Genomic DNA, 23,385 nt, shown 5'->3' on the forward strand with positions numbered 1-23,385 from the left:
CAGATGCTTACCTTTTTTACTATAAAATGCTCAGTGTTATACAGCTAAATAATCCAAAATTCCTTCTGCTGCATTTCGTCCTTCAAAGATAGCAGTCACAACCAAATCAGAGCCGCGGACCGCATCACCACCAGCAAATATTTTTGGATTAGTAGTTTGATGTGTATGCCCTGCGCCTTGTTCCGGTGCGACAATTCTACCCCATTGATCACACTCTACGCCAAACGGTTCAAGCCAAGGCATCGAATGAGCTTGGAATCCAAATGCCATAATAACAGCATCAGCAGGGAGCACATGTTCCGAGCCACTCACTTCTTCTGCACGGCGGCGACCCTTTGCATCTGGTTCACCTAATTGCGTTTTAACCATTTGAACGCCTGTTACTTGGCCTTTCGCATTTAAGATCATGCCTTTAGGTTGCACATTAAACTCAAAACGTACGCCCTCTTCTTTGGCATTTTTCACTTCGCGAGCTGAGCCTGGCATATTTGCTTCATCACGTCGATATGCACATACAACATCGGAGGCGCCTTGGCGAATAGAAGTTCTGACACAATCCATCGCGGTATCGCCACCACCCAACACCACAACACGCTTATTTGCCATGTCTTGGTAAGGATAAGCTTCGTTATCAAAACCCATTACTTTATTTGTATTGGCAATTAAGAAAGGAAGCGCATCAAATACACCTTGGGCATCTTCATTTTCAAGGCCACCACGCATGTTTTTGTAAGTACCGACACCCACAAACACAGCATCATACTCTGCGAGTAATTGCTCAAGCTCGATGTCTTTTCCAACTTCCGTATTTAAGCGAAATTCAACGCCCATTTCGGTGAAAATTTCACGGCGCTTCTCCATTACAGACTTTTCTAATTTAAACGAAGGAATTCCAAAAGTAAGCAAACCACCAATTTCAGGGTGACGATCAAAGACCACTGGCTTCACACCATTTCGAGCTAAGATATCCGCACAACCTAATCCAGCAGGACCGGCGCCAATAATCGCAACTTTTTTATCCGTCCACACTACGTAAGAGGTATCTGGTTTCCAACCCATTTCAAAAGCGGTGTCAGTAATATATTTTTCAATATTGCCGATGGTGACTGCACCAAATTCATCATTAAGTGTGCAAGAGCCTTCACATAACCGATCTTGCGGGCAGACCCGACCGCATACTTCTGGTAACGAATTGGTACGATGCGATAATTCAGCGGCTTCTATAATCTTGCCGTCTTTAATGAGTTTTAACCACTGTGGAATGTAATTATGAACAGGGCATTTCCATTCACAATATGGGTTACCACAATCTAAACAACGGTCGGCTTGCGAGTCTACTTGTTTGGCCGAAAAAGGTTCGTAGATTTCTACAAATTGTTTTTTACGTGTCGATATCGGCTTTTTGCGAGGGTCAACTCGCTGGACATCGATAAATTGATATACATTCTGTGCCATTCTACTTCTCCTTTACTGAGCCTGCACTCTAAGCTCAGCACTACTGCGAGCACGATGACCAAGTAAACTTTTTACATCACTCGATTTAGGTTTGATCAGTCTAAATTGAGTTAAATAGTGTTCAAAATCAGCAAGTATTGTCTCTGCTCTACAGGACTTCGTTGCTTCTAAATGCTCAGCAATCAAGCCACGAAGATGTTCATGGTGGATCACTAAATCATCCATTTCGACCAGTTCAACTAGCTCTGAATTAATGCGCTTTTCAAAATCATTCGCTTCATCTAATACATAAGCAAAGCCACCGGTCATCCCAGCACCAAAGTTGATGCCTGTACGACCTAAAATACACACAACTCCACCAGTCATATATTCGCAGGCGTTATCGCCAGCACCTTCAATCACCGCGATGGTGCCAGAGTTTCTGACAGCAAATCGCTCACCAGCTTTACCTGCTGCAAACAAACGCCCACCTGTGGCACCGTATAAGCAAGTGTTACCAATAATGCTCGCTTCATGACTTGCAAAAGAAGAACCCAGTGGCGGTGTAATACTAATTTTACCGCCCGCCATTCCTTTACCGACATAATCGTTGGCATCACCAACAAGTGACATTTCAAGCCCACCGGCATTCCAGACGCCAAATGATTGCCCAGCGGTGCCTGATAACTCAATACGGATTGGATCCGCAGCCATGCCTTGGTTGCCATGACGCTCTGCGATATATCCTGACAACTGAGCGCCCACAGAACGGTCAGTATTATTGATTTTAGAACGCAGCAACTTACCTGACTTGCTCTCTATGGCTTCTTTAGCTTGCGCTAATAACTGCTCATTCAATCGACCTTGGTAATGCGATGTATTTGGTGCTGAGCAATACAGTGTTTCACCGGACTTGTTATTCGGTTGATACAGTAAACCTGACAAGTCGAGCTTACTTTGCTTGGCCGTATTTCCTTCAATTGCAGCTAATAAGTCTGTACGGCCTATTAAATCAACCAGGCGGCTCACTCCTAAACTCGCCATAATCTCACGAGCTTCATGAGCAATAAACTTAAAGTAGTTCATCGCCATTTCAGGCAATCCGTGATAATGATTTTGACGTAACTTTTCATCCTGAGTCGCAACACCAGTTGCACAGTTGTTTAAGTGACAAATACGCAGGTATTTACACCCTAACGCCACCATAGGTCCTGTACCAAAACCAAAACTTTCTGCACCTAAAATGGCTGCTTTGATGATATCTAAGCCTGTTTTTAGACCGCCATCTGTTTGTAAACGGATACGATGGCGTAAACCGTTTTCGACTAAGGCTTGCTGCGTCTCAACAAGACCCAGCTCCCATGGCGAGCCCGCATATTTAACTGATGTAAGAGGACTTGCTCCTGTACCGCCGTCATAACCCGCTATGGTGATTAAATCGGCATAAGCTTTGGCTACACCTGTTGCAATGGTGCCAACACCAGGCTCAGATACAAGTTTGACCGAAATCATCGCTTTTGGATTAACTTGTTTTAAATCGAAAATCAGCTGCGCTAAATCTTCAATTGAGTAAATATCATGATGAGGCGGTGGCGAAATTAACGTTACACCCGGTACAGAGTAACGTAACTTTGCAATATAAGGCGTGACCTTTTCACCTGGTAATTGGCCGCCTTCGCCCGGCTTAGCACCTTGGGCGACTTTGATTTGGATAACATCTGCGTTAACTAAGTAATGTGGCGTTACTCCAAATCGACCAGATGCCACTTGTTTAATGCGTGAATTTTTTTCTGTTCCGTAGCGTAATACATCTTCGCCACCTTCGCCTGAATTAGAGCACCCACCTAAGCGATTCATCGCAATAGCCAATGCTTCATGAGCCTCTGGAGATAACGCACCAATACTCATAGCTGCAGAATCAAACCGCTTAAATAATGCTTCGGCCGGCTCGACTTCATCAAGTGCAATACTGGTATCGCCAATTTGTAATTTCAGTAAATCTCTTAAATTAGTAATAGGTCGGTTATTAACTAAATCAGCGTATTTTAAATAATCATCATATTCGCCAGAACGCACAGCGACTTGTAATGTCTGAATCACATCTGGGTTATAAGCATGATATTCACCATCATGGACATATTTTAGTAGACCACCATGGTCAAGTGGCTTGCGTTTAATCCATGCCTTACGTGATAAATTCACTAAGTCTTGATGGAAATCAGTAAAATCTGCGCCTTTAATACGGTTCACTACACCTTTAAAGCATAAATCGACCACTTCATCAGCTAACCCAACCGCTTCAAACAGCATCGAACAGCGATAACTCGCAACCGTACTGATCCCCATCTTAGACATGATTTTATACAAGCCTTTATTAATGGCATTTCGATAAGACACCGTCACTTCACTGTGAGTTTTTTTGATCGTCTCCTTGTCGCACATTTGCGTCAGACTTTCATAAGCCAAATATGGGTAAATAGCCGTTGCGCCAAAGCCGATTAGCACAGCAAATTGATGAGGATCACGACAGCTTGCGGTTTCAACAATAATATTCGTATCACAACGTAAATTGTTTACCACCAAACGTTGTTGCACAGCGCCTAAAGCCATAGCAGCCGGAATTGGCAGCGTCGCAGGCGTTAAGCCTTTGTCTGATAAAACCAGCAGCACGATACCATCACTGGCTGCTTGTTCTGCTTGGTCACACACCCGCTCAAGTGCTGATTTTAATCCCTCTTCAACATCATAATTAAGTGAAATAATCTGCGAAGAATAATGCTCTTGATCTGCTTGTAATAACTGCACCATATCTGAGTACATTAAAACAGGCGAAGAAAATTGTAAGCGCTTGGCGTGCCCTGTCGTTTCATTAAACACATTTTGTTCACGGCCAATACATGTAGCTAAAGACATGACGTGGTTTTCGCGTAATGGATCGATAGGTGGGTTGGTGACCTGAGCAAATTTTTGTCTAAAATAATCGTAAATTGGCCGCTCTTTTGAAGAAAGTACAGCAAAAGGAGTATCATCCCCCATTGAGCCTGTCGCTTCTTGACCTATCGCTCCCATCACACGAATGACTTGATCCAGCTCTTCATTGCTGTACGCAAATTGTTTGTGATACACAGCCAGCATCGCATCATCGAGCTCTCGTTGGCCTGGTAAATCAGCGGCTAACTCTTCAAATGGAGTCAAACGTTGGACATTCTCTTCAAGCCATGATTTATACGGATGGCGTTTTTTCAGGTCAGTATCTATTTCGTTCGAATGCCAAATTTTGCCATGCAGAGTATCGATCACAAGCAATTCACCAGGGCCTACTCGTCCTTTTTCTCTGACTTCGTCAGGTGCATAATCCCAAATACCGACTTCTGACGCTAAAGTCATTAAGCCATCTTTTGTCACCACATATCGCGCTGGGCGCAAACCATTTCTATCAAGGTTACAAGCGGCAAAACGGCCATCAGACATCACGATCCCAGCAGGGCCGTCCCAGGGTTCCATATGCATTGAATTGAAATCATAAAAAGCTCGTAGATCTGGATCCATCGCTTTATTTTTCTGCCAAGCTGGCGGAACAAGCATGCGCATCGCCCTAAAAATGTCCATACCACCCGCTAAAAACAGTTCGAGCATATTATCTAAACTGGAACTATCCGATCCTGTTTCATTGACAAATGGCGCAGCGGTTTGCAAATCAGGTAGCAAAGGTGAAGAGAATTTATAAGCACGAGCACGCGCCCACTGGCGATTCCCTTCAATGGTATTGATCTCACCATTATGCGCTAAATAACGAAACGGTTGTGCCAGCGGCCAACGCGGTTGTGTATTGGTCGAAAAGCGCTGATGGAAGACACAAATGGCAGATTCCATTCGCATGTCAGCTAAATCGAGATAGAAATTAGGTAAATCGGCTGGCATAACCAGTCCTTTATAGACGGTCACCAAACCAGATAAGCTACAAATATAAAAATAATCATCATCTGCGACGCGTTGTTCAATACGACGACGGGCAATATATAAACGGCGCTCTAAATCTTTTGGACGCCAGCCCTCAGGGGCTGAGACAAAAATTTGCTGAAACTGAGGCAGCTGCTCAATAGCAATAGGACCCAATGATGCAGGATCGGTTGGCACATCTCGCCAGCCAACAATCGTGAGGGTCTCTTTTTCTAGTTCTTGATTAATAATCTGACGGGTTTTTTTAGCAATATCTGAGTCTGGGTTTAGAAAAATCATCCCTACTGCGTAGTTCTTACCTAAATGCCAGTCTTGCTCTTGAGCAATACTACGAAAGAAGTTATCTGGTTTTTGTAGTAATAAGCCACACCCGTCGCCGGTTTTACCATCAGCGGCAATTCCACCACGATGCTGCATACGATCTAATCCTGTAATAGCCGTACGCACTAATTTATGACTGGCAACGCCATCAATATGGGCAATTAAACCAAAACCACAATTGTCTTTTTCTAGTTTTGAGTCATATAACATGAATGAACTCCTCTCCCTTGCTACTGCGCTAGAGTTGAAAGTGCAGATTAACCGTTAGTGGAAATAAGAACTCTAGCTGAGCATAGAAGCTACCCATAAAAAAGCATCGAGTCAACAAATAATGAATACATATTCAATAATGTGAATATATTTCACTTTAATACATTAATCCGATATTTTAACAAAAATGGTGCGAAATTTGAATTTTCGTGTAAATACACCCAATGACACCGGTGACAATTTGCAAACTTGTAAATGAAAGCAATTCTCAAGCAACGTTTACGTAAACGTAAACATTATATTAATATGCATATTTATTCACTTTGGATTTTTATGCTCATATCGATTTCTTCGCGCTAACTCAATAAAATCAGCCACCCCTGCAAAGAAACAGCCGCAGTAATGCATAAATAAGCATTAGTTATTACATTTAGTCGAGAATAGAAGCGAATGGTGCACATGACTCTAAAGTGAAGTCACTCATTTATTATTAGGGGCTATTGATCTTTCGTGATGATTTTTGCAGCGAATTGTTGGGTATTTATATAAGCCAGCGCTTTTGTGGTGTAGCGAGCTACACGAAAAAGCGATAACGCAGTAGAAATAGCCAACAAACGCTGCCCGAAGGGTTCGGCTAAAAGCGTACTTATCTTTGTTGAGCAGTATTTGCTTAGAACGACTAGGCTACACACTACTTGCCGCGATAAAAACGCTCTTATCTCGAACAAAATTTAACCACGAAAGATCAACAGCCCCCAGTGTAATGCAGCTAAAACCGTTCAATCTGAAACAGGTTCACCAATGGGGATCAACATTAAAGGCGATCTAAAGAAGAAAAGGTGCGATAGAAAATATCAGGATAGTAAGGAAGAGGAAGAGAAAAAGCAGAGCAACAAGACGTCGCTCTACCCTCACATGTAGTATAAAACACAGCCAGCTTGGCTCGTGTGATTATTACTCTGCGCTTTGCTCGTCACTCGTTTCTTTATTACGAGCCGCAGCTTCAGCAATCAAAGGCTGTAACTCACCACGTTGGAACATTTCAATAATAATGTCACAACCACCGATTAACTCACCTTCAATCCAAAGCTGAGGAAAGGTTGGCCAATTAGCATAGTGAGGTAATTCAGCTCGAATGTCTGGGTTTAATAAAATATCTACATAAGCAAATGGTTCACCGCATGACATCAAAGCTTGAGCTGCTTGAGATGAAAAACCACAGTTTGGTAACTTAGGTGAACCTTTCATGTAAAGTAAAATTGAATTTTCTGATATCTGCTGTTTAATCTTGTCTATGGTTTCCATGGTCAACCTCAAAATGCACCACTTTTGGTACAAACGAATCATTATTTAAGATCTGTTTATAACCAAAACGTTGTAAAAATAATTGAATAAAATAGTACGCTTTCAATAATCTGATAAGCTTGGCATTGCTGTTTGGCAAAACTTGAGTAAAATACTCAGGATTATAGTAACACTATAATCCCATTTAACAAAAGTCGATGGAGATATAAAAATGGCATTTGAACTACCGTCTTTACCGTATGCAATTGATGCATTAGTCCCACACATTTCACAAGAAACACTAGAGTTTCACCACGGTAAGCACCACAATACCTATGTTGTTAAACTGAATGGTTTAATTGCTGGTACTGATTTCGAAAACAAAACATTAGAAGAGATTGTATGTTCATCTGAAGGCGGCATCTTTAATAATGCAGCGCAAATCTGGAACCACACTTTCTACTGGCACAGCCTTTCACCAAATGGTGGCGGTGAGCCAACAGGCGCTATTGCAGATGCAATTAACGCAAAATGGGGCTCGTTTGCTGCATTCCAAGAAGCATTCAATGATAAAGCAGTTAATAACTTTGGTTCTAGCTGGACGTGGTTAGTACAACTTGCTGATGGTTCTTTAGATATCGTAAATACATCTAATGCTGCAACACCTTTAACAGATGCAGGCGTTACACCACTAATCACTGTCGATTTATGGGAACACGCATATTACATTGATTACCGTAATGTTCGTCCAAACTACTTAAATGGTTTTTGGGCACTTGTTAACTGGGAATTTGCAAACGCAAACCTAGCTTAAATAATCAATGATTCATAGAGGCGCTTCGGCGCCTTTTTTATGCCCTGTATTTATTAAATTAGCCTAAACCTCCCATTCTTAATTCCAAATCAATGCCATCGCAACTGACAGAACATTTTTTTTGAATGTGTTCAATACAGCCTTTATTTTTATATTCGCAATAATCATTTTTTTTCTTTAAAAATCGTCGCTTTAAACAAGCAGATTCCATAATTGAGGCTAAGCTTAAAAATATACCTCACTCGTTTTTAAAAATTGTAAGGTATGCATTTTCTCGGTCCATTGGAGGTCATTATGACAATATTCGATCATTACCAAGCACGATATGAAGCAGCCAAAGAAGAAGAATATACCATTGCTGAATTTTTAGAAATTTGTCGCAATGATAGAACCGCATATGCAAGCGCTGCAGAGCGACTGTTAGCCGCAATTGGTGAGCCTAAATTAATTGATACAGCTAAAGATCCACATCTGAGTCGAATTTTTAGCAACCGTGTTGTCAGCCGATACCCTGCCTTTAATGAGTTTTATGGCATGGAAGAAGCGATTGAACAGATCGTGGCCTATCTTAAACATGCTGCACAAGGCCTCGAGGAACGTAAACAAGTTTTATATTTATTAGGCCCTGTCGGCGGCGGTAAGTCGTCTTTGGCCGAAAAACTAAAATATTTGATGCAAAAAATGCCGATTTATTGCGTTAAGGGTTCACCCGTTAATGATCATCCACTGGCATTATTCGACCCCGTAGAAGATGGTGAACTGCTCGAAAAAGAATATGGGATTGATCAGCGTTATATCAAAACGATTATGTCCCCTTGGGCTTCAAAACGCCTTCATGAATTCAATGGAGACATCACTCAATTTAAGGTAGTCAAGCGCTATCCATCCATACTTGACCAAATTGCTATCGCTAAGACAGAACCTGGAGACGAAAACAATCAAGATATCAGTGCGTTAGTTGGTAAAGTTGATATCAGAAAACTTGAACATTTTGCACAAAATGATCCCGATGCCTACGCCTATTCCGGAGCTTTGTGTAATGCAAATCAGGGCTTGATGGAATTTGTTGAAATGTTCAAGGCTCCTATCAAAGTCCTCCATCCACTTCTTACAGCTACACAAGAAGGGAACTATAACGGTACTGAGGGTCTTTCTGCCTTGCCTTTTGATGGGATTATTCTGGCACATTCTAATGAATCTGAATGGCAAACATTTCGAAATAACAAAAACAATGAAGCCTTTTTAGATCGGGTTTACATTGTCAAAGTGCCCTATTGCCTGCGAGTCTCTGAAGAAATCAAAATTTACGATAAATTATTAGAAAATTCGCAATTAAGCCACTCGCCATGTGCACCAGGCACGTTAGAAACATTGGCACAGTTTTCTGTGTTATCGCGAATGAAAGCGCCTGAGAATTCGAGTATCTATTCGAAAATGCGCGTCTATGATGGAGAAAGTTTAAAAGATACCGATCCCAAAGCAAAATCTTATCAAGAGTACAAAGACTATGGGGGTGTTGATGAGGGAATGACGGGGTTATCTACACGATTTGCATTCAAAATACTCTCACGCGTGTTCAATTTTGATCACTCTGAAGTAGCAGCAAACCCTGTCCATTTATTTTATGTACTTGAACAACAAATCGAGCGTGAACAGTTTTCACAAGATGTACAAGACCGGTATTTAGAGCACCTTAAAGGTTATTTGATTCCGAAGTATGTTGAGTTTATCGGCAAAGAAATCCAAACCGCCTATCTAGAATCCTATTCAGAATATGGACAAAACATTTTTGATCGTTATGTCACCTATGCTGATTTTTGGATTCAAGATCAAGAATATCGCGACCCCGATACTGGTCAATTATTTGATCGCGCCGCACTCAATGCTGAGTTAGAGAAAATCGAAAAACCTGCAGGAATTTCTAACCCTAAAGATTTCCGTAATGAAATCGTCAATTTTGTTCTGCGTGCAAAAGCCCATAATAACGGAAACAATCCCACTTGGACGAGTTATGAAAAACTCAGAACTGTCATTGAGAAGAAAATGTTCTCAAATACTGAGGATTTACTTCCTGTTATCTCATTCAATACTAAAACATCCACTGATGATCAACAGAAACATGAAGACTTCGTCAACCGTATGGTTGAAAAAGGATACACCCAAAAACAAGTGCGACTACTGTCTGAGTGGTATTTACGTGTTCGTAAATCGCAGTAATATCTTGTATCAGCGGAGGTAGTTTATGGCTCATTTTATTGACCGCCGCTTAAATGGTAAGAAGAAAAGTACGGTGAATAGACAAAAGTTTATTCGCCGTTACAAACAGCAGATCAAAGAAGCTGTCTCTGATGCCATTAGTAAGCGAAGTGTAACCGATATCGACTCTGGCGAGAGCGTCTCTATACCTCATAAAGACATAGGTGAACCTATGTTTCATCAAGGAAAAGGAGGAAAACGTAACACTGTTCACCCTGGTAATGATCAATTTTCAACTGGCGACAAAATCAAACGCCCACAATCTGGACAAGGCGGTGGCGCAGGAGAAGGCGAAGCAAGTGACAAAGGGGAAGGCTCTGATGATTTTGTGTTTTCAATTTCTAAAGATGAATACCTCGATTTATTATTTGAAGATTTAGAATTGCCGAACTTACAACAAACGCAACTTGATCGTTTAGTGCAAATGAAAACGCATCGTGCGGGCTTTTGCCATGATGGCGTGGCGTCCAATATCGATATTGTTCGCTCTTTACAGGGTTCATTAGCCCGAAGAGTTGCAATGAATGCAGGAAAAAAGCGCCGTTTAGCCGAAGCAGAAATAGAACTGGCTGAACTTAAAAGCAGTAAAAAACCCGATCCAGCACTCGTCGCACAATTGAGTGCAGAAATTGAAGCGCTCAAGAATAAAATTGCAGCCACACCTTTTATTGATACGTTTGATTTACGCTTTCGAAACTACGAAAAGCGTCCAGAGCCCACCAGCAAAGCGGTTATGTTTTGTTTGATGGATGTGTCTGGCTCCATGGATCAAGCAACTAAAGAAATGGCTAAACGCTTTTATATTCTATTGTATATGTTTTTAACTCGTAGTTATAAAGACATAGAGGTGGTCTATATTCGCCATCATACCCAAGCAAAAGAAGTCGATGAACAAGAGTTTTTCTACTCGCAAGAAACAGGCGGAACTATCGTCTCTAGCGCGCTAAAACTCATGGATGAAATCATTCAGCAACGCTACGACAGTGCTCAGTGGAATATATATGCTGCGCAGGCATCTGATGGCGACAATTGGGCCGATGACTCACCAAACTGCACTGAAATATTAATGAAAAAATTACTCCCTGTAGTACGTTATTATGCCTATATAGAAATAACCACTCGGGCACATCAAAGCTTATGGCGAGAGTACGAGAAAATAGCCAAAGTACATGGGAATTTTGCGCTGCAGCATATTCGCTCAGTAGAAGATATCTACCCTATTTTCAGAGAGTTATTTCAAAAAAATAAGCTGCAAAATAAAACTGTCGCATAACAAATCTGCGAGGTAAGGATATGACAACAACAAGATTGCCAGATGGTCCTGACTGGACTTTTGAACTGCTCGAGCAATATCATACTGAAATTGCACGCGTTGCAAAACATTATCGATTAGATACCTATCCAAACCAAATTGAGGTAATTGCTGCAGAGCAAATGATGGATGCGTATTCAAGTGTCGGGATGCCTATTGGCTATAATCATTGGTCTTTTGGTAAAAAGTTTATTCAAACAGAACAGAATTATAAACGAGGTCAAATGGGTCTGGCTTATGAAATAGTCATTAATTCAGATCCCTGTATCGCTTATTTAATGGAAGAAAACACCGTGACCATGCAAGCTCTAGTCATGGCTCATGCCTGCTATGGGCATAACTCTTTTTTTAAAAACAATTACCTATTTAAAACATGGACAGATGCCAGTTCAATAATTGATTACTTAGTTTTTGCGAAAAATTATGTAGCCAAATGCGAACAAAAGTATGGGGTTGATCAAGTAGAAAGCTTATTAGACTCTTGTCATGCGCTAATGAACTATGGTGTGGATCGCTATAAACGCCCCCATGAAATATCATTATTTGAAGAACAAAGACGTCAAGAAGAACGAGCCGATTACTTACAGTCTCAAGTCAATGAACTTTGGCGCACCATACCGCTTCAACAACAAGAGGCGAAACAAAAGAAAGCTCGCTTTCCTGAAGAACCACAAGAAAATATTTTGTATTTTATTGAAAAACGCGCACCATTACTTGAGCCTTGGCAACGTGAGATAATCCGTATTGTGAGAAAGGTATCGCAATATTTTTATCCGCAAAAACAAACACAAGTCATGAATGAAGGCTGGGCGACATTTTGGCATTACACTATCTTAAATCACCTTTATGACGAAGGAAAAGTCAGTGATGCATTTATGCTTGAGGTGCTGCAAAGTCATACCGGTGTTGTCTATCAACCCCCGTATAACAGCCCTTATTACTCAGGTATAAACCCCTATGCATTAGGGTTTAATATGATGGTCGACATCAAACGGATTTGTGAAGAGCCAACCGAAGAAGATAAATATTGGTTTCCTGATATTGCCGGTAAAGACTGGCTAGACACCCTGCACTTTGCGATGCAAAACTTTAAAGATGAAAGCTTTATCAGCCAGTTTTTGTCGCCTAAACTGATGCGTGATTTTAAGTTATTCTCGATTCTCGATGATGAAACACAAAGTCATTTAGAGGTCAGTGCAATCCATAATGAACAAGGATATCGAGCGATTAGACAAGCACTTTCGGAGCAATATAATCTCAGTAACCTTGAGCCGAATATCCAAGTTTATAATGTTGATGTTAAAGGTGACCGCTCACTTACGTTACGGTTTATACCAAATAAGAGTGTACCTCTGGCTGATTCAAAAGATGAGGTAATGAAACACCTCCATCGTCTCTGGGGGTTTCAAGTTAAATTAGAGCAGGTATCTGATTCTGGCGATATTAGTATGATAGCAAGTTGCCCAAAACAGGAATTGAAGAAGATAAACGAAGTAAGTGCTTAACATTCACAGCAGAACAATAAAAAAGCGAGGCTAGCCTCGCTTTTTTATTGTCGCTATCGGCTATGAAATGTCATCTAAAACCGTCACACGATTTCGACCATTTTCTTTTGAAAAATACAAGGCTTTGTCAGCCTCGGCAATCCATAACTCATGCTTAGTGTAACTCGGTTTATACGCCGCTAAACCTAAACTGATTGTGAGTTTTATCTCGTTCTCTTCAAATAAAATCGTTGACTCAGACATTATTTTTCTAACACGTTCGGCAAATATCTTCCCGCCTTCAATATCAGTGTCAACAAGTGTAACTGCAAACTCTTCGCCACCAAAACGACCTATTACATCCGACTCGCGCAGTGTTTTTTTGAGTACATCGGCAATATGGCGAAGTGCAACATCACCGCCACTGTGTCCAAATTTATCATTGATACGTTTAAAGTGGTCGACATCTAGCATTAACAGGCAGCTACAACCTGCACTACGTTGCATGCGTTTAAATTCTTTTTTTAAGTTTTCTTCCCAAAAGCCTCGATTGTATAATCCGGTTAAACGATCAGTTCTACTCAAGCTTTCCAGCTTAGAATTCGCATCTTCTAGTTCTTTTTTATTAATTGCTTCATCCGTTACATCATAAATAATGATACAGATGTGAGATACTTCACCACGCACATTACTCAGAGGTATAAATGTTGAGTTTTGGTACATGTGATCTGCTTTACCCGTAATAGGCCGATAATTTTTAAACTTAAAAATATACGGCTGCTGCTCCCAAATGGTAAACGATCGATTTTTTAACACAAAGACAGATTCAGCTTTGCTGCGAAACCATTTTTCATCGATACTAGGATAAATATCACAGACATTTTTGTCCTTCACTGCGCTGGGCAATAACCCAGAATGGTTTTCCATAAAGCCATTCCACACACACACACGATAATCTCTGTCTAAAACAACCAACCCAACATCTATGGTGTTAAACATATCCATCATCCAATGGATTTCATTCATCTCAAAATCAGCAGCAGGCATAGGCTTAATCTTCTAGTAAATACTGAACTTTATACTTCAGCGTTTTTAATGAGTCTTCAGTAAATAACAACATTAAATCACAGTTTATTTCATGATTTTCAATACCATAACTAATCTCAATGGCTAAAGTTCTTTGCCATCTAGATTTATTAGTTCGGACTAAATCATGTACGTCACAGTGTTGCCCCATTACAACCGGGTGTCCTTGACTAAATGGCATATCTAGTTGCTTTGATAAGCCAGTTAATACTGCTCCAATGAGTATGTTGCTGATATCCATCAACAACTCTAATTCATTTTTACTGTTGAGTTCCCCTTCAAAATTCATTAAAGAAGCCACTTCTTTGAAGCTGGAATCATTTAAAAGCAATAAGGCTTCACCAGATACACCTCCGCCGATGAATCCCTGACAGACGCCTGATGTGCTCGCATTGCTGTCTATTGACTGCAATGCCATATCGAGCTCACTGACTTCTAGCACATTAACATTCGGAATGGGTAATTTAACAAATACATTCAGTAAACGCGCCAGTAAGTCACCAGCTTGACCCATAGCAACGTTCGTCAGCTCTTGATATATGTCGCGAATATCAGGATCTAACTGCTCTCCTAACGAGTTTGCTAAGCGCTCTCGGATTGCACGGTCTTTGATACCATGCTTTTCAATAATTTCCGCGAGCTTATTAATATCACAAGGTTTTTGTATGAAATCAATGGCACCAAGTTCGATTACGCGCTGATGTGCAGTCGGTTGGATATCCCCAGACACCACAACTGTTAAAACATGCAAATCTTGCTCTTGAATAGCTTGAAGAACCTCATAACCATCCATTTGTGGCATGTTTAAATCTAAGAAAAGGATTTCAGGATTGATTTTACGAATTTGCTCAATACACTGCAGACCATTTTCAGCATATTCAATTTGGATATCCCAATCCTCAGGTAAAGAGCGTGCCAGTTGACGACGAGCAAGTCGAGAATCATCACATATAAGAATCGGGGTAGCCATAAACAATCTCTTTATATTTTATAATTACTAGTTTAGAGCAGAACTTAACGAAATTCACACATTCTTCACTTCAAGGTTAAAACATAGCAAACTTTATAATAGCTTTGCACCTAAAACTCATGTTCAGAGTCATTTATTCTTGTTTTTCCAGATATTATCGCAACTAGCAGAGTTTTCCTTTACAAATTTTTCATTCCATTAGATGCTAATCTCATCTTAATTTTGTGGAGCTTAGTCATGATACGTATTGCCCTTTTTTCCCTTTCTTGTTGTTTAACATCAGCCGCTTTTGCCGCTTCATCGGCCATTAATCAACTCGATGCAGGTCACGTTATGGCAGGAGAGAAACCCGTTGTATTATTAGGCCAAGGTGTAAAACAAGGTGATATTGCACCCAACTTTAAAGTTGTCGATGATAAGTTTATGCCCATTGAGCTGACTCAATTTAAAAACAAACCAGTGTTAATTAGTGTCGTGCCCAGTTTAGACACTGGAATTTGTAGCTTACAAACAAAGCACTTTAACGAAACCGTTGCAGCACAATATCCAGATGTTGAAATGTTAACTATCAGTGCAGACCTACCCTTTGCTCAAAAACGATTTTGTAAAGCCGAAAATATCGATAAAGTCACCACATTATCAGACTCTGTATGGCATGATTTTGGTGAAAAATATGGCTTGATTATTCAAGATATGGGTTTACTCAGCCGTGCAGTGTTTATCCTCAACAAAGATCATAAAATTATCTATAAACAATTGGTTCCTGTTTTATCTAAAGAACCTGAATATGCAAACGTAGAAGCCGCGCTTAAAACTTTATAAAAAGGCAAAAAAAAGCCCTCAAAAAATGAGGGCTTTTTCCTGCAAACACTTAGCTCAGCAACGCGCCTAACTGCGCACTTACTGCTTCAACTGCTTGGGTACCATCTAATTTGTGATACTGAGTGTTACCTGCTTGAGCTTCAGCTTGATAGTAATCAACCAATGGCTTAGTTTGCTCATGGTAAATGCCTAAACGCTTACGAACCGTTTCTTCGACATCATCAGGGCGAATGATTAACTCATCACCAGTCACATCATCTTTACCGTCTTCTTTTGATGGATTATAAACCACATGATAAACACGACCAGAACCAGGATGAACACGACGACCGCCCATGCGCTCAACAATCACTTCATCAGCAACATCAAACTCAAGTACATAATCAACGACTACACCATTTTCTTTCATTGCATCAGCTTGTGGGATCGTACGAGGGAAACCATCAAGTAAAAAGCCTTTTTCGCAATCTGCTTTACTAATACGCTCTTTAACTAAACCGATAATGATATCGTCAGAGATCAATTGACCTGCATCCATCACTTTTTTCGCTTCTAGGCCAAGCGGCGTGCCTTCTTTAATCGCAGCACGTAACATATCACCCGTAGAAATCTGTGGGATTGAAAACTTTTCCATCAGAAATTGAGCTTGTGTACCTTTACCCGCACCTGGCGCGCCTAAAAGAATAATGCGCATATCACTGTCCTCATGTGTCATGATTATTTAAGAGTGGGAATTCTTCCACAAGCGCTATGGATACTCAATAGCCTATAGCCAAAAGTTTTAGACTATTGAACACTTAAATCAGTGAACCAGACTTTAAACAGGGATTTTTAACTGTCAGCGAAGTGACATACTCGAATGATCAGCTTAGTTAACAACAATGCAAAAAATGGCAAATTCACTCACAGAATTAAACAAAGTACTTGATTTTTTTAATGTGTATTTCTGATATAGTTTTTCTAAATAAATGACGTTTAATTAGGGGCTGTTGATCTTTCGTGATGATTTTTGCAGCGAATTGCTGGGTATTTATACAAGACAGCGCTTTTGTGGTGTAGCGAGCTACACGAAAAAGCGATAACGCAGTAGAAATACCCAACAAACGCTGCCCGAAGGGTTCGGCTAAAAGCGTATTTCTCTTTGTTGAGCAGTATTTGCTTAGAATGACTAGGCTACACACTGCTCGGGGCGATAAAAACGCTTTTATCTCGAACAAAATTTAACCACGAAAGAGCAACAGCCCCTAATAGAATCAAAGAGAACTTTCAGATGTCGACTAGTCAATATGATTACCTAATTGTCGGTGCTGGTTTATTCGGTGCCGTATTTGCAAGAGAAGCCACAAATAAAGGGAAGAAAGTCCTTGTGATCGATAAACGCTCACATACTGGTGGAAATATATTTTGTGAGAATGTCGAAGGCATCAATGTACATAAATATGGTGCACATATCTTCCATACGAGTAATCAAGAAGTGTGGGATTATGTAAATCAATTTGTTTCATTCAATCATTATGTCAACTCACCTGTTGCGCGATTTGAAGATAAGCTTTACAACTTACCGTTCAATATGAATACCTTTTATCAGCTGTGGGGAGTGACGACTCCACAGCAAGCTAAAGAGCGTATCGCTCAAGAACGCGCACCTTACGCTGACCTAACGCCTAAGAACTTAGAAGAACAAGCGCTATTTTTAGGCGGTCTTGATCTGTATGAAAAGCTGATTAAAGGCTATACAGAAAAACAATGGGGCCGACCAGCTACTGAGATCCCAGCTTTTATTATCCAAAGACTTCCCTTTAGATTCACATTTGATAACAACTACTTTAATGACTTATATCAAGGGATCCCAATTGGCGGCTACAACTCATTAACGGACGCTCTGCTAAATGGCATTGAAGTAAAAACCGATGTGAATTATTTTGATGACGCACACTCCTACAATCAGCTCGCTAATAAAGTCCTTTATACTGGGAAAATTGATGAGTTTTTCGGTTGCCAATTTGGTGCGTTAGAATACAGAAGTTTGCACTTCGAAACACAGGTACTTGATGAAGAAAATCATCAAGGTAATGCTGTTGTGAATTATACCGAAAAAGACGTGCCTTATACTCGCATCCTCGAGCACAAGCATTTCGAATTTGGCACACAGGCTAAAACTGTTGTCACTAAAGAATACCCACATGAATTTAGTCAAGATAACGAGCCGTATTACCCCATCAACGATGACACCAATAATCAGTTATTGGCTCGCTATCAAGCCCTTGCAAAAACAGCACCCTATGCTGATAAATTCATTTTTGGTGGCCGGTTAGCCAACTACAAATATTATGATATGGATGACACTATTGAAGCCGCATTAGCACTCACAGCACAGGAATTAAAGTAAAACGATGAATAAAGTCTATATTGCACGCAATTATCGCTCTAAATTTGATGCGGCAGGTAAAGCAAAAATGGATTGTGAAACCATTTTGCAAAACAATGGTTGGAAAAACATTGGGCTTAAACAAACGTGGATAGCGAACTCTATCTTAGGCACATTGATCAGTGTACTCAGCGTTACTTTGGGAATTTTACGTCTCAAAAAAGGCAGTACACTCTGCTTGCAGTACCCCTTTCATAAGTTCTATGGCTACTGTCTTTGGGGTGCAAAACTAAAAAAATGTGACGTATTGACCATAGTGCATGATGTTCGCAGCCTTAAAGGTAAATATGGGTTTTCTGAAAAGGAAATCGCTATTCTCAACCAATCAGATAAGTTAATTGTCCACAATGATAAAATGCGTGCGTGGTTTGAACAACAAAATATCAAACCGCAATTAGCCAATATTGAGGCGTTTGATTATTTACATACCGATCAACCTCAGGCGGTCAGAACACCTATCAACGTTGAACAAATAAGGGTCGTCTTTGCCGGCAACATGGGGCCTTTTATTTATGAGCTTGATCATTTGGAACGCGGAAATTTTAAATTCGATCTCTATGGTGTCGGATTCGATGCAAGCAAAATACATGATCGCGAAAATACACGCCTTGATTACAAAGGTTGTTTTCCTGCAGATAAAGTCATTGATTGCATCGATGGGGATTTTGGTCTCGTTTGGTACGGGAATTCTCTCGACTCTTGCGATGGTGAAACGGGTCAATACCTGCAATATAACAATCCACACAAGCTTTCTTTATATCTACTGTGTGAAATGCCGATCATTATTTGGGATAAAGCAGCCATGGCTGACTTTGTCGAAACAGCAGGCATTGGTTTTAAAGTCAGTTCATTAAAAGAAATAAAACAGCGTTTAAGTGAATTAACTCCTGAGCAAATCGCACAAATGAAAGCCAATGTATTAAAAGTGAAAGCTGACTTACAAACAGGACAATATTTATCTCGGGCGCTTAAAGCGCTTAATTGCTAGTTCGACTAGATTGAGTTTCAGATAAGCACATGCAATCTTTCAGACAGTGTGTGCTTATCTATTAACCCATACCGCTTGTTTAACGGTATGAGCTTTCAATTAATAAGTGACTATCGATCTATCTGCTTCTACGGTTTTGTTTCTAAAAAGTTAATTTTTGTTTGTTAGATTGTTTATTTAATGATAGGTTTCTTAAAGGTTACATCATTTTTAAGGACATCTATGAAAAATACCTTATCTAAATATATTTATTTTGGTTTTCTCTCGGCAGCTTTAACTTTTACTGTGAACGCTAAAAGTGAATCTGTAAATAGTAATGAATACCAATGTGATACTGAAGATTGTACATCAGATTTTAAGAAGTTGATGCGTCTTGGGGATCACGGAAGTAGTGAAGCTGCAGTCTTACTTGCTATAGCCTTCGCTAATGGTGATGGAGTTGAAGAAAATCATGAACAAGCTAAAAGGTTTATGCTTAAAGCGGCAAAATGGCGAGATCCTGTAGCTCTTCGTGAAATGTCACTTTGGTTAAGAAAAGGCTTCATTTTTGAGCAAGATATAGCTCGATCAAATGACCTTTTGGATAGAGCTGTTTCTCAAAATTTTCCACCAGCTTTAGTTGACAAAGCTAAGTTACTCTTTAAAGAGAATAACCCTGTTTCAGATAAAGCTTCATTTCAGTTACTTTTACAAGCTAAAGAATCAACGTATCTTCCAGCATATGAGCTATTAGCTGTATTTTACGAGCATGGAATTGGTACGAATGTTGATTTGTTCTCTGCTGCAATGATGTATAAAACATTAGCAATTAGAGGAGTCGAAGGTGCTAATGAAAACTTAACTAAGCTAGCTGCTATTTTAGATGGACAAAATGTCGATACTAAACTTTTATATATAGATCCAAATATAGAGATAATAGCTGCTGAGTCATTTGATAGTGAACTGAAAATCAAAGAGTTGATAAGTAACCTGAAAGAGTCTGGTTTATACAATGGATCTGCGATTTCAAATATTCCAGGAAACTCTTGTACTAGAAATAGATGCCGTTTTGGATGGACAAGAGACGATAAAGGCGATGTTCCTCTTTGGATGAAGTTTACAAGCCGTCGTAGATAAATATAATTGATGGAATTGCAATCGCCCTTATTATTATTTACCACTTAGTTTAAGTGGTAAATAATATTGGCAACGGTCTTGAAGGTATCGATCAGAAACTTACAACTATGATCAAAAACTTACAACTATCAATAAGTAAATGATCAACAGAGATTTTCTTCCACAATCAGTCAAAAAAAGGAGAGCGCTGGCTCTCCTTTTTCTATTCAAACTTGTTAGTTATTACTTACTTAAATCAAGCATTAATTTGTTTAAACGACTCACAAAACCTGCAGGATCTTTTAAGCTACCGCGCTCAGCGAGTAACGCTTGATCAAGCAGCACTTCTGACCACTGAGCAAACTTGTCTTCATCTTGTAACTCATTTAGATGCGTTACCAATTGATGCTCTGGGTTTAACTCAAAAATAGGCTGAGACTCTGGAATTGCTTGCCCGACAGATGCCATTAACTTCGCCATCTGTGAACTCATGTCATTTTCATCAGTCACCACACAAGCCGGTGAGTCGGTTAAACGATGAGTGAAACGGACTTCTTTTACTTTATCAGCCAGCACTGTTTTGACGCGCTCAATCAGGCCTTCAACCGCTTGCTCTGATTTTTCTTGCTCTTGCTTATCTTGTTCATCATCAAGCTTTCCAAGGTCAAGATCACCACGTGTCACTGAACTTAGTTGTTTACCATCAAACTCAGTTAAGTGGCTCATCATCCACTCATCAACGCGATCTGAAAGCAACAAGACTTCAATACCTTTCTTGCGGAAAATTTCCAAATGCGGTGAGTTTTTAGCTGCACCAAAACTATCAGCGACTACGTAATAGATTTTTTCTTGGCCCTCTTTCATGCGAGCGATATATTCTTCAAGCGAAACAGTTTGCGTACTTTCATTTGTTTCTGTTGAAGCAAAGCGTAATAATTTAGCGATTGCGTCTTTATTGGCCATGTCTTCTGCTGGGCCTTCTTTGATCACTTGACCAAATTCATCCCAAAATGTTTGATACTCTTCTGGGCGGTTTTTGCCCATACGCTCAAGCATTTTTAACACGCGCGACGTACAACCTTTACGGATAGCTTGCGTGACTTTGTTATCTTGTAAAATTTCACGTGACACATTAAGCGGTAAATCATTCGAATCTAATAAGCCTTTTACAAAACGTAAGTAGCTTGGCATGAATTGCTCAGCATCATCCATAATGAAGACACGTTGCACATATAATTTTAAGCCACTTTGACGCTCACGATTCCATAAATCAAATGGCGCTTTTTTAGGGATATACAATAAGCTAGTATATTCAGTTTTACCTTCAACCTTGTTGTGTGCCCATGATAATGGCTCTTCCCAATCATGGCTCACATGTTTATAAAACTCTTTGTATTCTTCATCAGACACTTCTGACTTATCACGAGTCCACAAAGCCGTCGCTTTATTGATTGCTTGCCATTCTCCGGGTACTGCTGGGATTTTTTCTCCGTCAGGACCTTCTGACTCTGGCGTTTCGTCTTGCCACATTTCAACGGGAATAGAAATGTGATCTGAGTATTTTGTAATAATGCTTTTCAGGCGGAAATTATCGGCAAATTCAGTTTCTTCTTCACGAAGATGCAGCGTGATTTCTGTACCACGTGTTTCTTTTTCGATTTCTTCTAATGTGTACTCACCTTCACCTTGTGAGTGCCATTCAATCGCTTTATCTTCACCCGCTTTACGTGTACGTACCGTCACTGATTCTGCAACGATAAACGCTGAGTAAAAACCAACACCGAATTGACCAATTAACTGTGAATCTTTTGCCTGATCGCCAGTCAAGTTTTTGAAAAACTCTGCAGTGCCTGATTTTGCGATTGTGCCTAGAGAGCTGATCACTTCATCACGTGTCATCCCTATGCCATTGTCTGAAATGGTCACAGTATTTTTTTCTTTATCAGCACTGACTCGTACTTTTAAATCAGCATCACCTTGATAGAGGTTACCATTTGATAAAGCTAAAAAGCGCAGTTTATCTGCAGCATCTGAGGCGTTTGACACTAATTCACGAAGAAAAATTTCTTTATTCGAATAAAGTGAGTGGATCATTAGGTTCAATAATTGTTTGACTTCGGTTTGAAAGCCTAATGTTTCTTTTTGAGTTGCTGTCATTGCGTTCTCCATGTAAATGCGATAACCAAGTGGATATGCACTGTATATGGGGGTCGCAAAACAGACTTCAAGGGGATTTTTAAAATTCAATGCTCTGAAAACAAAAAAACCAACCTAAGGGTTGGTTTTTTGTTTAACTTTCAACATCATTATTTAGTCAATAGCTACGACTTTACGGCCGTTAAAGGCATGAGCAAGCGTTTTGCCATCAACCAAATCAAGCTCACCTCCCACCGGCACACCATGTGCAATACGCGATGCTGAAATCTGATATTTTTGACAGAGCTCAGCAATATAATGCGCGGTAGTTTCGCCCTCTACTGTTGGATTGGTGGCTAAAATCACCTCTTGAATATCGCCTTTGGCAAATTGCAATTCAAGCTCATCCAAACCAATTTCATTTGGGCCAATTCCATCCAGTGGCGACAAATGACCCATTAGCACAAAATAACGCCCTGCAAATTGTGCAGTTTGCTCTATCGCGAGTACATCAGAGGGTGACTCGACCACACATAAAAGCCCTGAGTCAATCCGTTTCGGATTTTGACAAAGCTCACAGATTGGCTCTTCGCAAAATGTACGACACGTTTGGCAATGCCCCACTTTGTTCATTGCATTGGTCAGTGCATGACCCAACTGAGTTCCGCCTTCACGATCCCTTTCTAAAAGATGAAAAGCAATACGCTGTGCAGATTTAGGTCCGATGCCTGGTAAACAACGCAGACTACTGATAAGTTGAGTCAAATTGGCTGAAAGTTTCATAA

At 40.2% G+C, this 23,385-nt stretch carries 16 protein-coding genes; 8 read left to right on the forward strand and 8 right to left on the reverse strand.

The window, feature by feature from the left end:
• Positions 1-36: 36 nt before the first annotated feature.
• The 3 genes from PULV_RS08395 to PULV_RS08405 form a co-directional block, all read right to left on the reverse strand.
• Positions 37-1,455: an FAD-dependent oxidoreductase gene (locus PULV_RS08395; RefSeq protein ID WP_086743641.1), complete on the reverse strand. Its 1,419-nt coding sequence runs from the start codon at positions 1,453-1,455 to the stop codon at positions 37-39.
• Positions 1,456-1,467: 12 nt separating this feature from the next.
• Entirely contained in the window at positions 1,468-5,925 is a 4,458-nt protein-coding gene (gene gltB / locus PULV_RS08400; protein ID WP_193331452.1) for a glutamate synthase large subunit, read from the reverse strand.
• 954 nt (positions 5,926-6,879) lie between these two features.
• Entirely contained in the window at positions 6,880-7,230 is a 351-nt protein-coding gene (locus PULV_RS08405) for a Grx4 family monothiol glutaredoxin (RefSeq protein WP_086743643.1), read from the reverse strand.
• Positions 7,231-7,441: 211 nt separating this feature from the next.
• Here PULV_RS08405 and PULV_RS08410 point away from each other — a divergent pair, with 211 nt between their 5' ends.
• From PULV_RS08410 to PULV_RS08425, 4 genes are all read left to right on the forward strand, one after another.
• Positions 7,442-8,023 carry a Fe-Mn family superoxide dismutase gene (locus PULV_RS08410; protein WP_193331453.1) on the forward strand — a complete coding sequence of 194 codons (582 nt, stop codon included), beginning with the start codon at positions 7,442-7,444 and terminating at the stop codon, positions 8,021-8,023.
• A 294-nt stretch (positions 8,024-8,317) separates the two neighbouring features.
• Positions 8,318-10,240 (forward strand): PrkA family serine protein kinase, encoded by a 1,923-nt coding sequence (locus tag PULV_RS08415; protein WP_086743645.1) that lies wholly within the window; start codon positions 8,318-8,320, stop codon positions 10,238-10,240.
• Positions 10,241-10,265: 25 nt separating this feature from the next.
• Positions 10,266-11,552, forward strand: a complete 1,287-nt coding sequence (locus PULV_RS08420) for a YeaH/YhbH family protein (protein ID WP_193331454.1) — start codon at positions 10,266-10,268, stop codon at positions 11,550-11,552.
• Positions 11,553-11,572: 20 nt separating this feature from the next.
• Positions 11,573-13,096: a SpoVR family protein gene (locus PULV_RS08425; protein WP_193331455.1), complete on the forward strand. Its 1,524-nt coding sequence runs from the start codon at positions 11,573-11,575 to the stop codon at positions 13,094-13,096.
• 60 nt (positions 13,097-13,156) lie between these two features.
• Here the strand turns inward: PULV_RS08425 and PULV_RS08430 are convergent, their stop codons facing one another.
• Positions 13,157-14,122 carry a sensor domain-containing diguanylate cyclase gene (locus PULV_RS08430; RefSeq protein WP_193331456.1) on the reverse strand — a complete coding sequence of 322 codons (966 nt, stop codon included), beginning with the start codon at positions 14,120-14,122 and terminating at the stop codon, positions 13,157-13,159.
• Between the two features lie 4 nt (positions 14,123-14,126).
• A complete protein-coding gene (locus tag PULV_RS08435) occupies positions 14,127-15,131 on the reverse strand; it encodes a response regulator (protein ID WP_193331457.1) in 1,005 nt (334 codons plus the stop codon).
• A 237-nt stretch (positions 15,132-15,368) separates the two neighbouring features.
• Between PULV_RS08435 and tpx the strand changes: the two genes are divergently transcribed.
• The gene (gene tpx / locus PULV_RS08440) at positions 15,369-15,953 is read left to right on the forward strand and encodes a thiol peroxidase (protein ID WP_193331458.1); all 585 of its coding nucleotides are present in this window, start codon (positions 15,369-15,371) and stop codon (positions 15,951-15,953) included.
• Positions 15,954-16,002: 49 nt separating this feature from the next.
• On the opposite strand, the gene adk is transcribed toward tpx, so the two are convergent.
• On the reverse strand, positions 16,003-16,647 hold the full coding sequence (adk, locus tag PULV_RS08445; protein ID WP_193331459.1) for an adenylate kinase: 645 nt from the start codon (positions 16,645-16,647) through the stop codon (positions 16,003-16,005).
• Positions 16,648-17,223: 576 nt separating this feature from the next.
• Between adk and glf the strand changes: the two genes are divergently transcribed.
• The 3 genes from glf (at position 17,224) to PULV_RS08460 (ending at position 20,485) form a co-directional block, all read left to right on the forward strand.
• On the forward strand, positions 17,224-18,342 hold the full coding sequence (gene glf / locus PULV_RS08450) for a UDP-galactopyranose mutase (RefSeq protein ID WP_086743652.1): 1,119 nt from the start codon (positions 17,224-17,226) through the stop codon (positions 18,340-18,342).
• Positions 18,343-18,346: 4 nt separating this feature from the next.
• Positions 18,347-19,369: a beta-1,6-galactofuranosyltransferase gene (locus PULV_RS08455; RefSeq protein ID WP_193331460.1), complete on the forward strand. Its 1,023-nt coding sequence runs from the start codon at positions 18,347-18,349 to the stop codon at positions 19,367-19,369.
• Between the two features lie 222 nt (positions 19,370-19,591).
• Positions 19,592-20,485 carry a tetratricopeptide repeat protein gene (locus tag PULV_RS08460; protein WP_193331461.1) on the forward strand — a complete coding sequence of 298 codons (894 nt, stop codon included), beginning with the start codon at positions 19,592-19,594 and terminating at the stop codon, positions 20,483-20,485.
• 222 nt (positions 20,486-20,707) lie between these two features.
• On the opposite strand, the gene htpG is transcribed toward PULV_RS08460, so the two are convergent.
• Together htpG and recR are read right to left on the reverse strand one after the other, a co-directional pair.
• Positions 20,708-22,621 (reverse strand): molecular chaperone HtpG, encoded by a 1,914-nt coding sequence (gene htpG / locus PULV_RS08465; protein WP_193331462.1) that lies wholly within the window; start codon positions 22,619-22,621, stop codon positions 20,708-20,710.
• Between the two features lie 153 nt (positions 22,622-22,774).
• Complete coding sequence (recR, locus tag PULV_RS08470; protein WP_086743656.1) at positions 22,775-23,383, reverse strand: recombination mediator RecR; 609 nt, start codon at positions 23,381-23,383, stop codon at positions 22,775-22,777.
• Positions 23,384-23,385 lie beyond the last annotated feature (2 nt).

Origin of the sequence: Pseudoalteromonas ulvae UL12 (genome assembly GCF_014925405.1) — a bacterium.
In the GTDB taxonomy this organism is placed as follows: Bacteria; Pseudomonadota; Gammaproteobacteria; order Enterobacterales; family Alteromonadaceae; genus Pseudoalteromonas; species Pseudoalteromonas ulvae.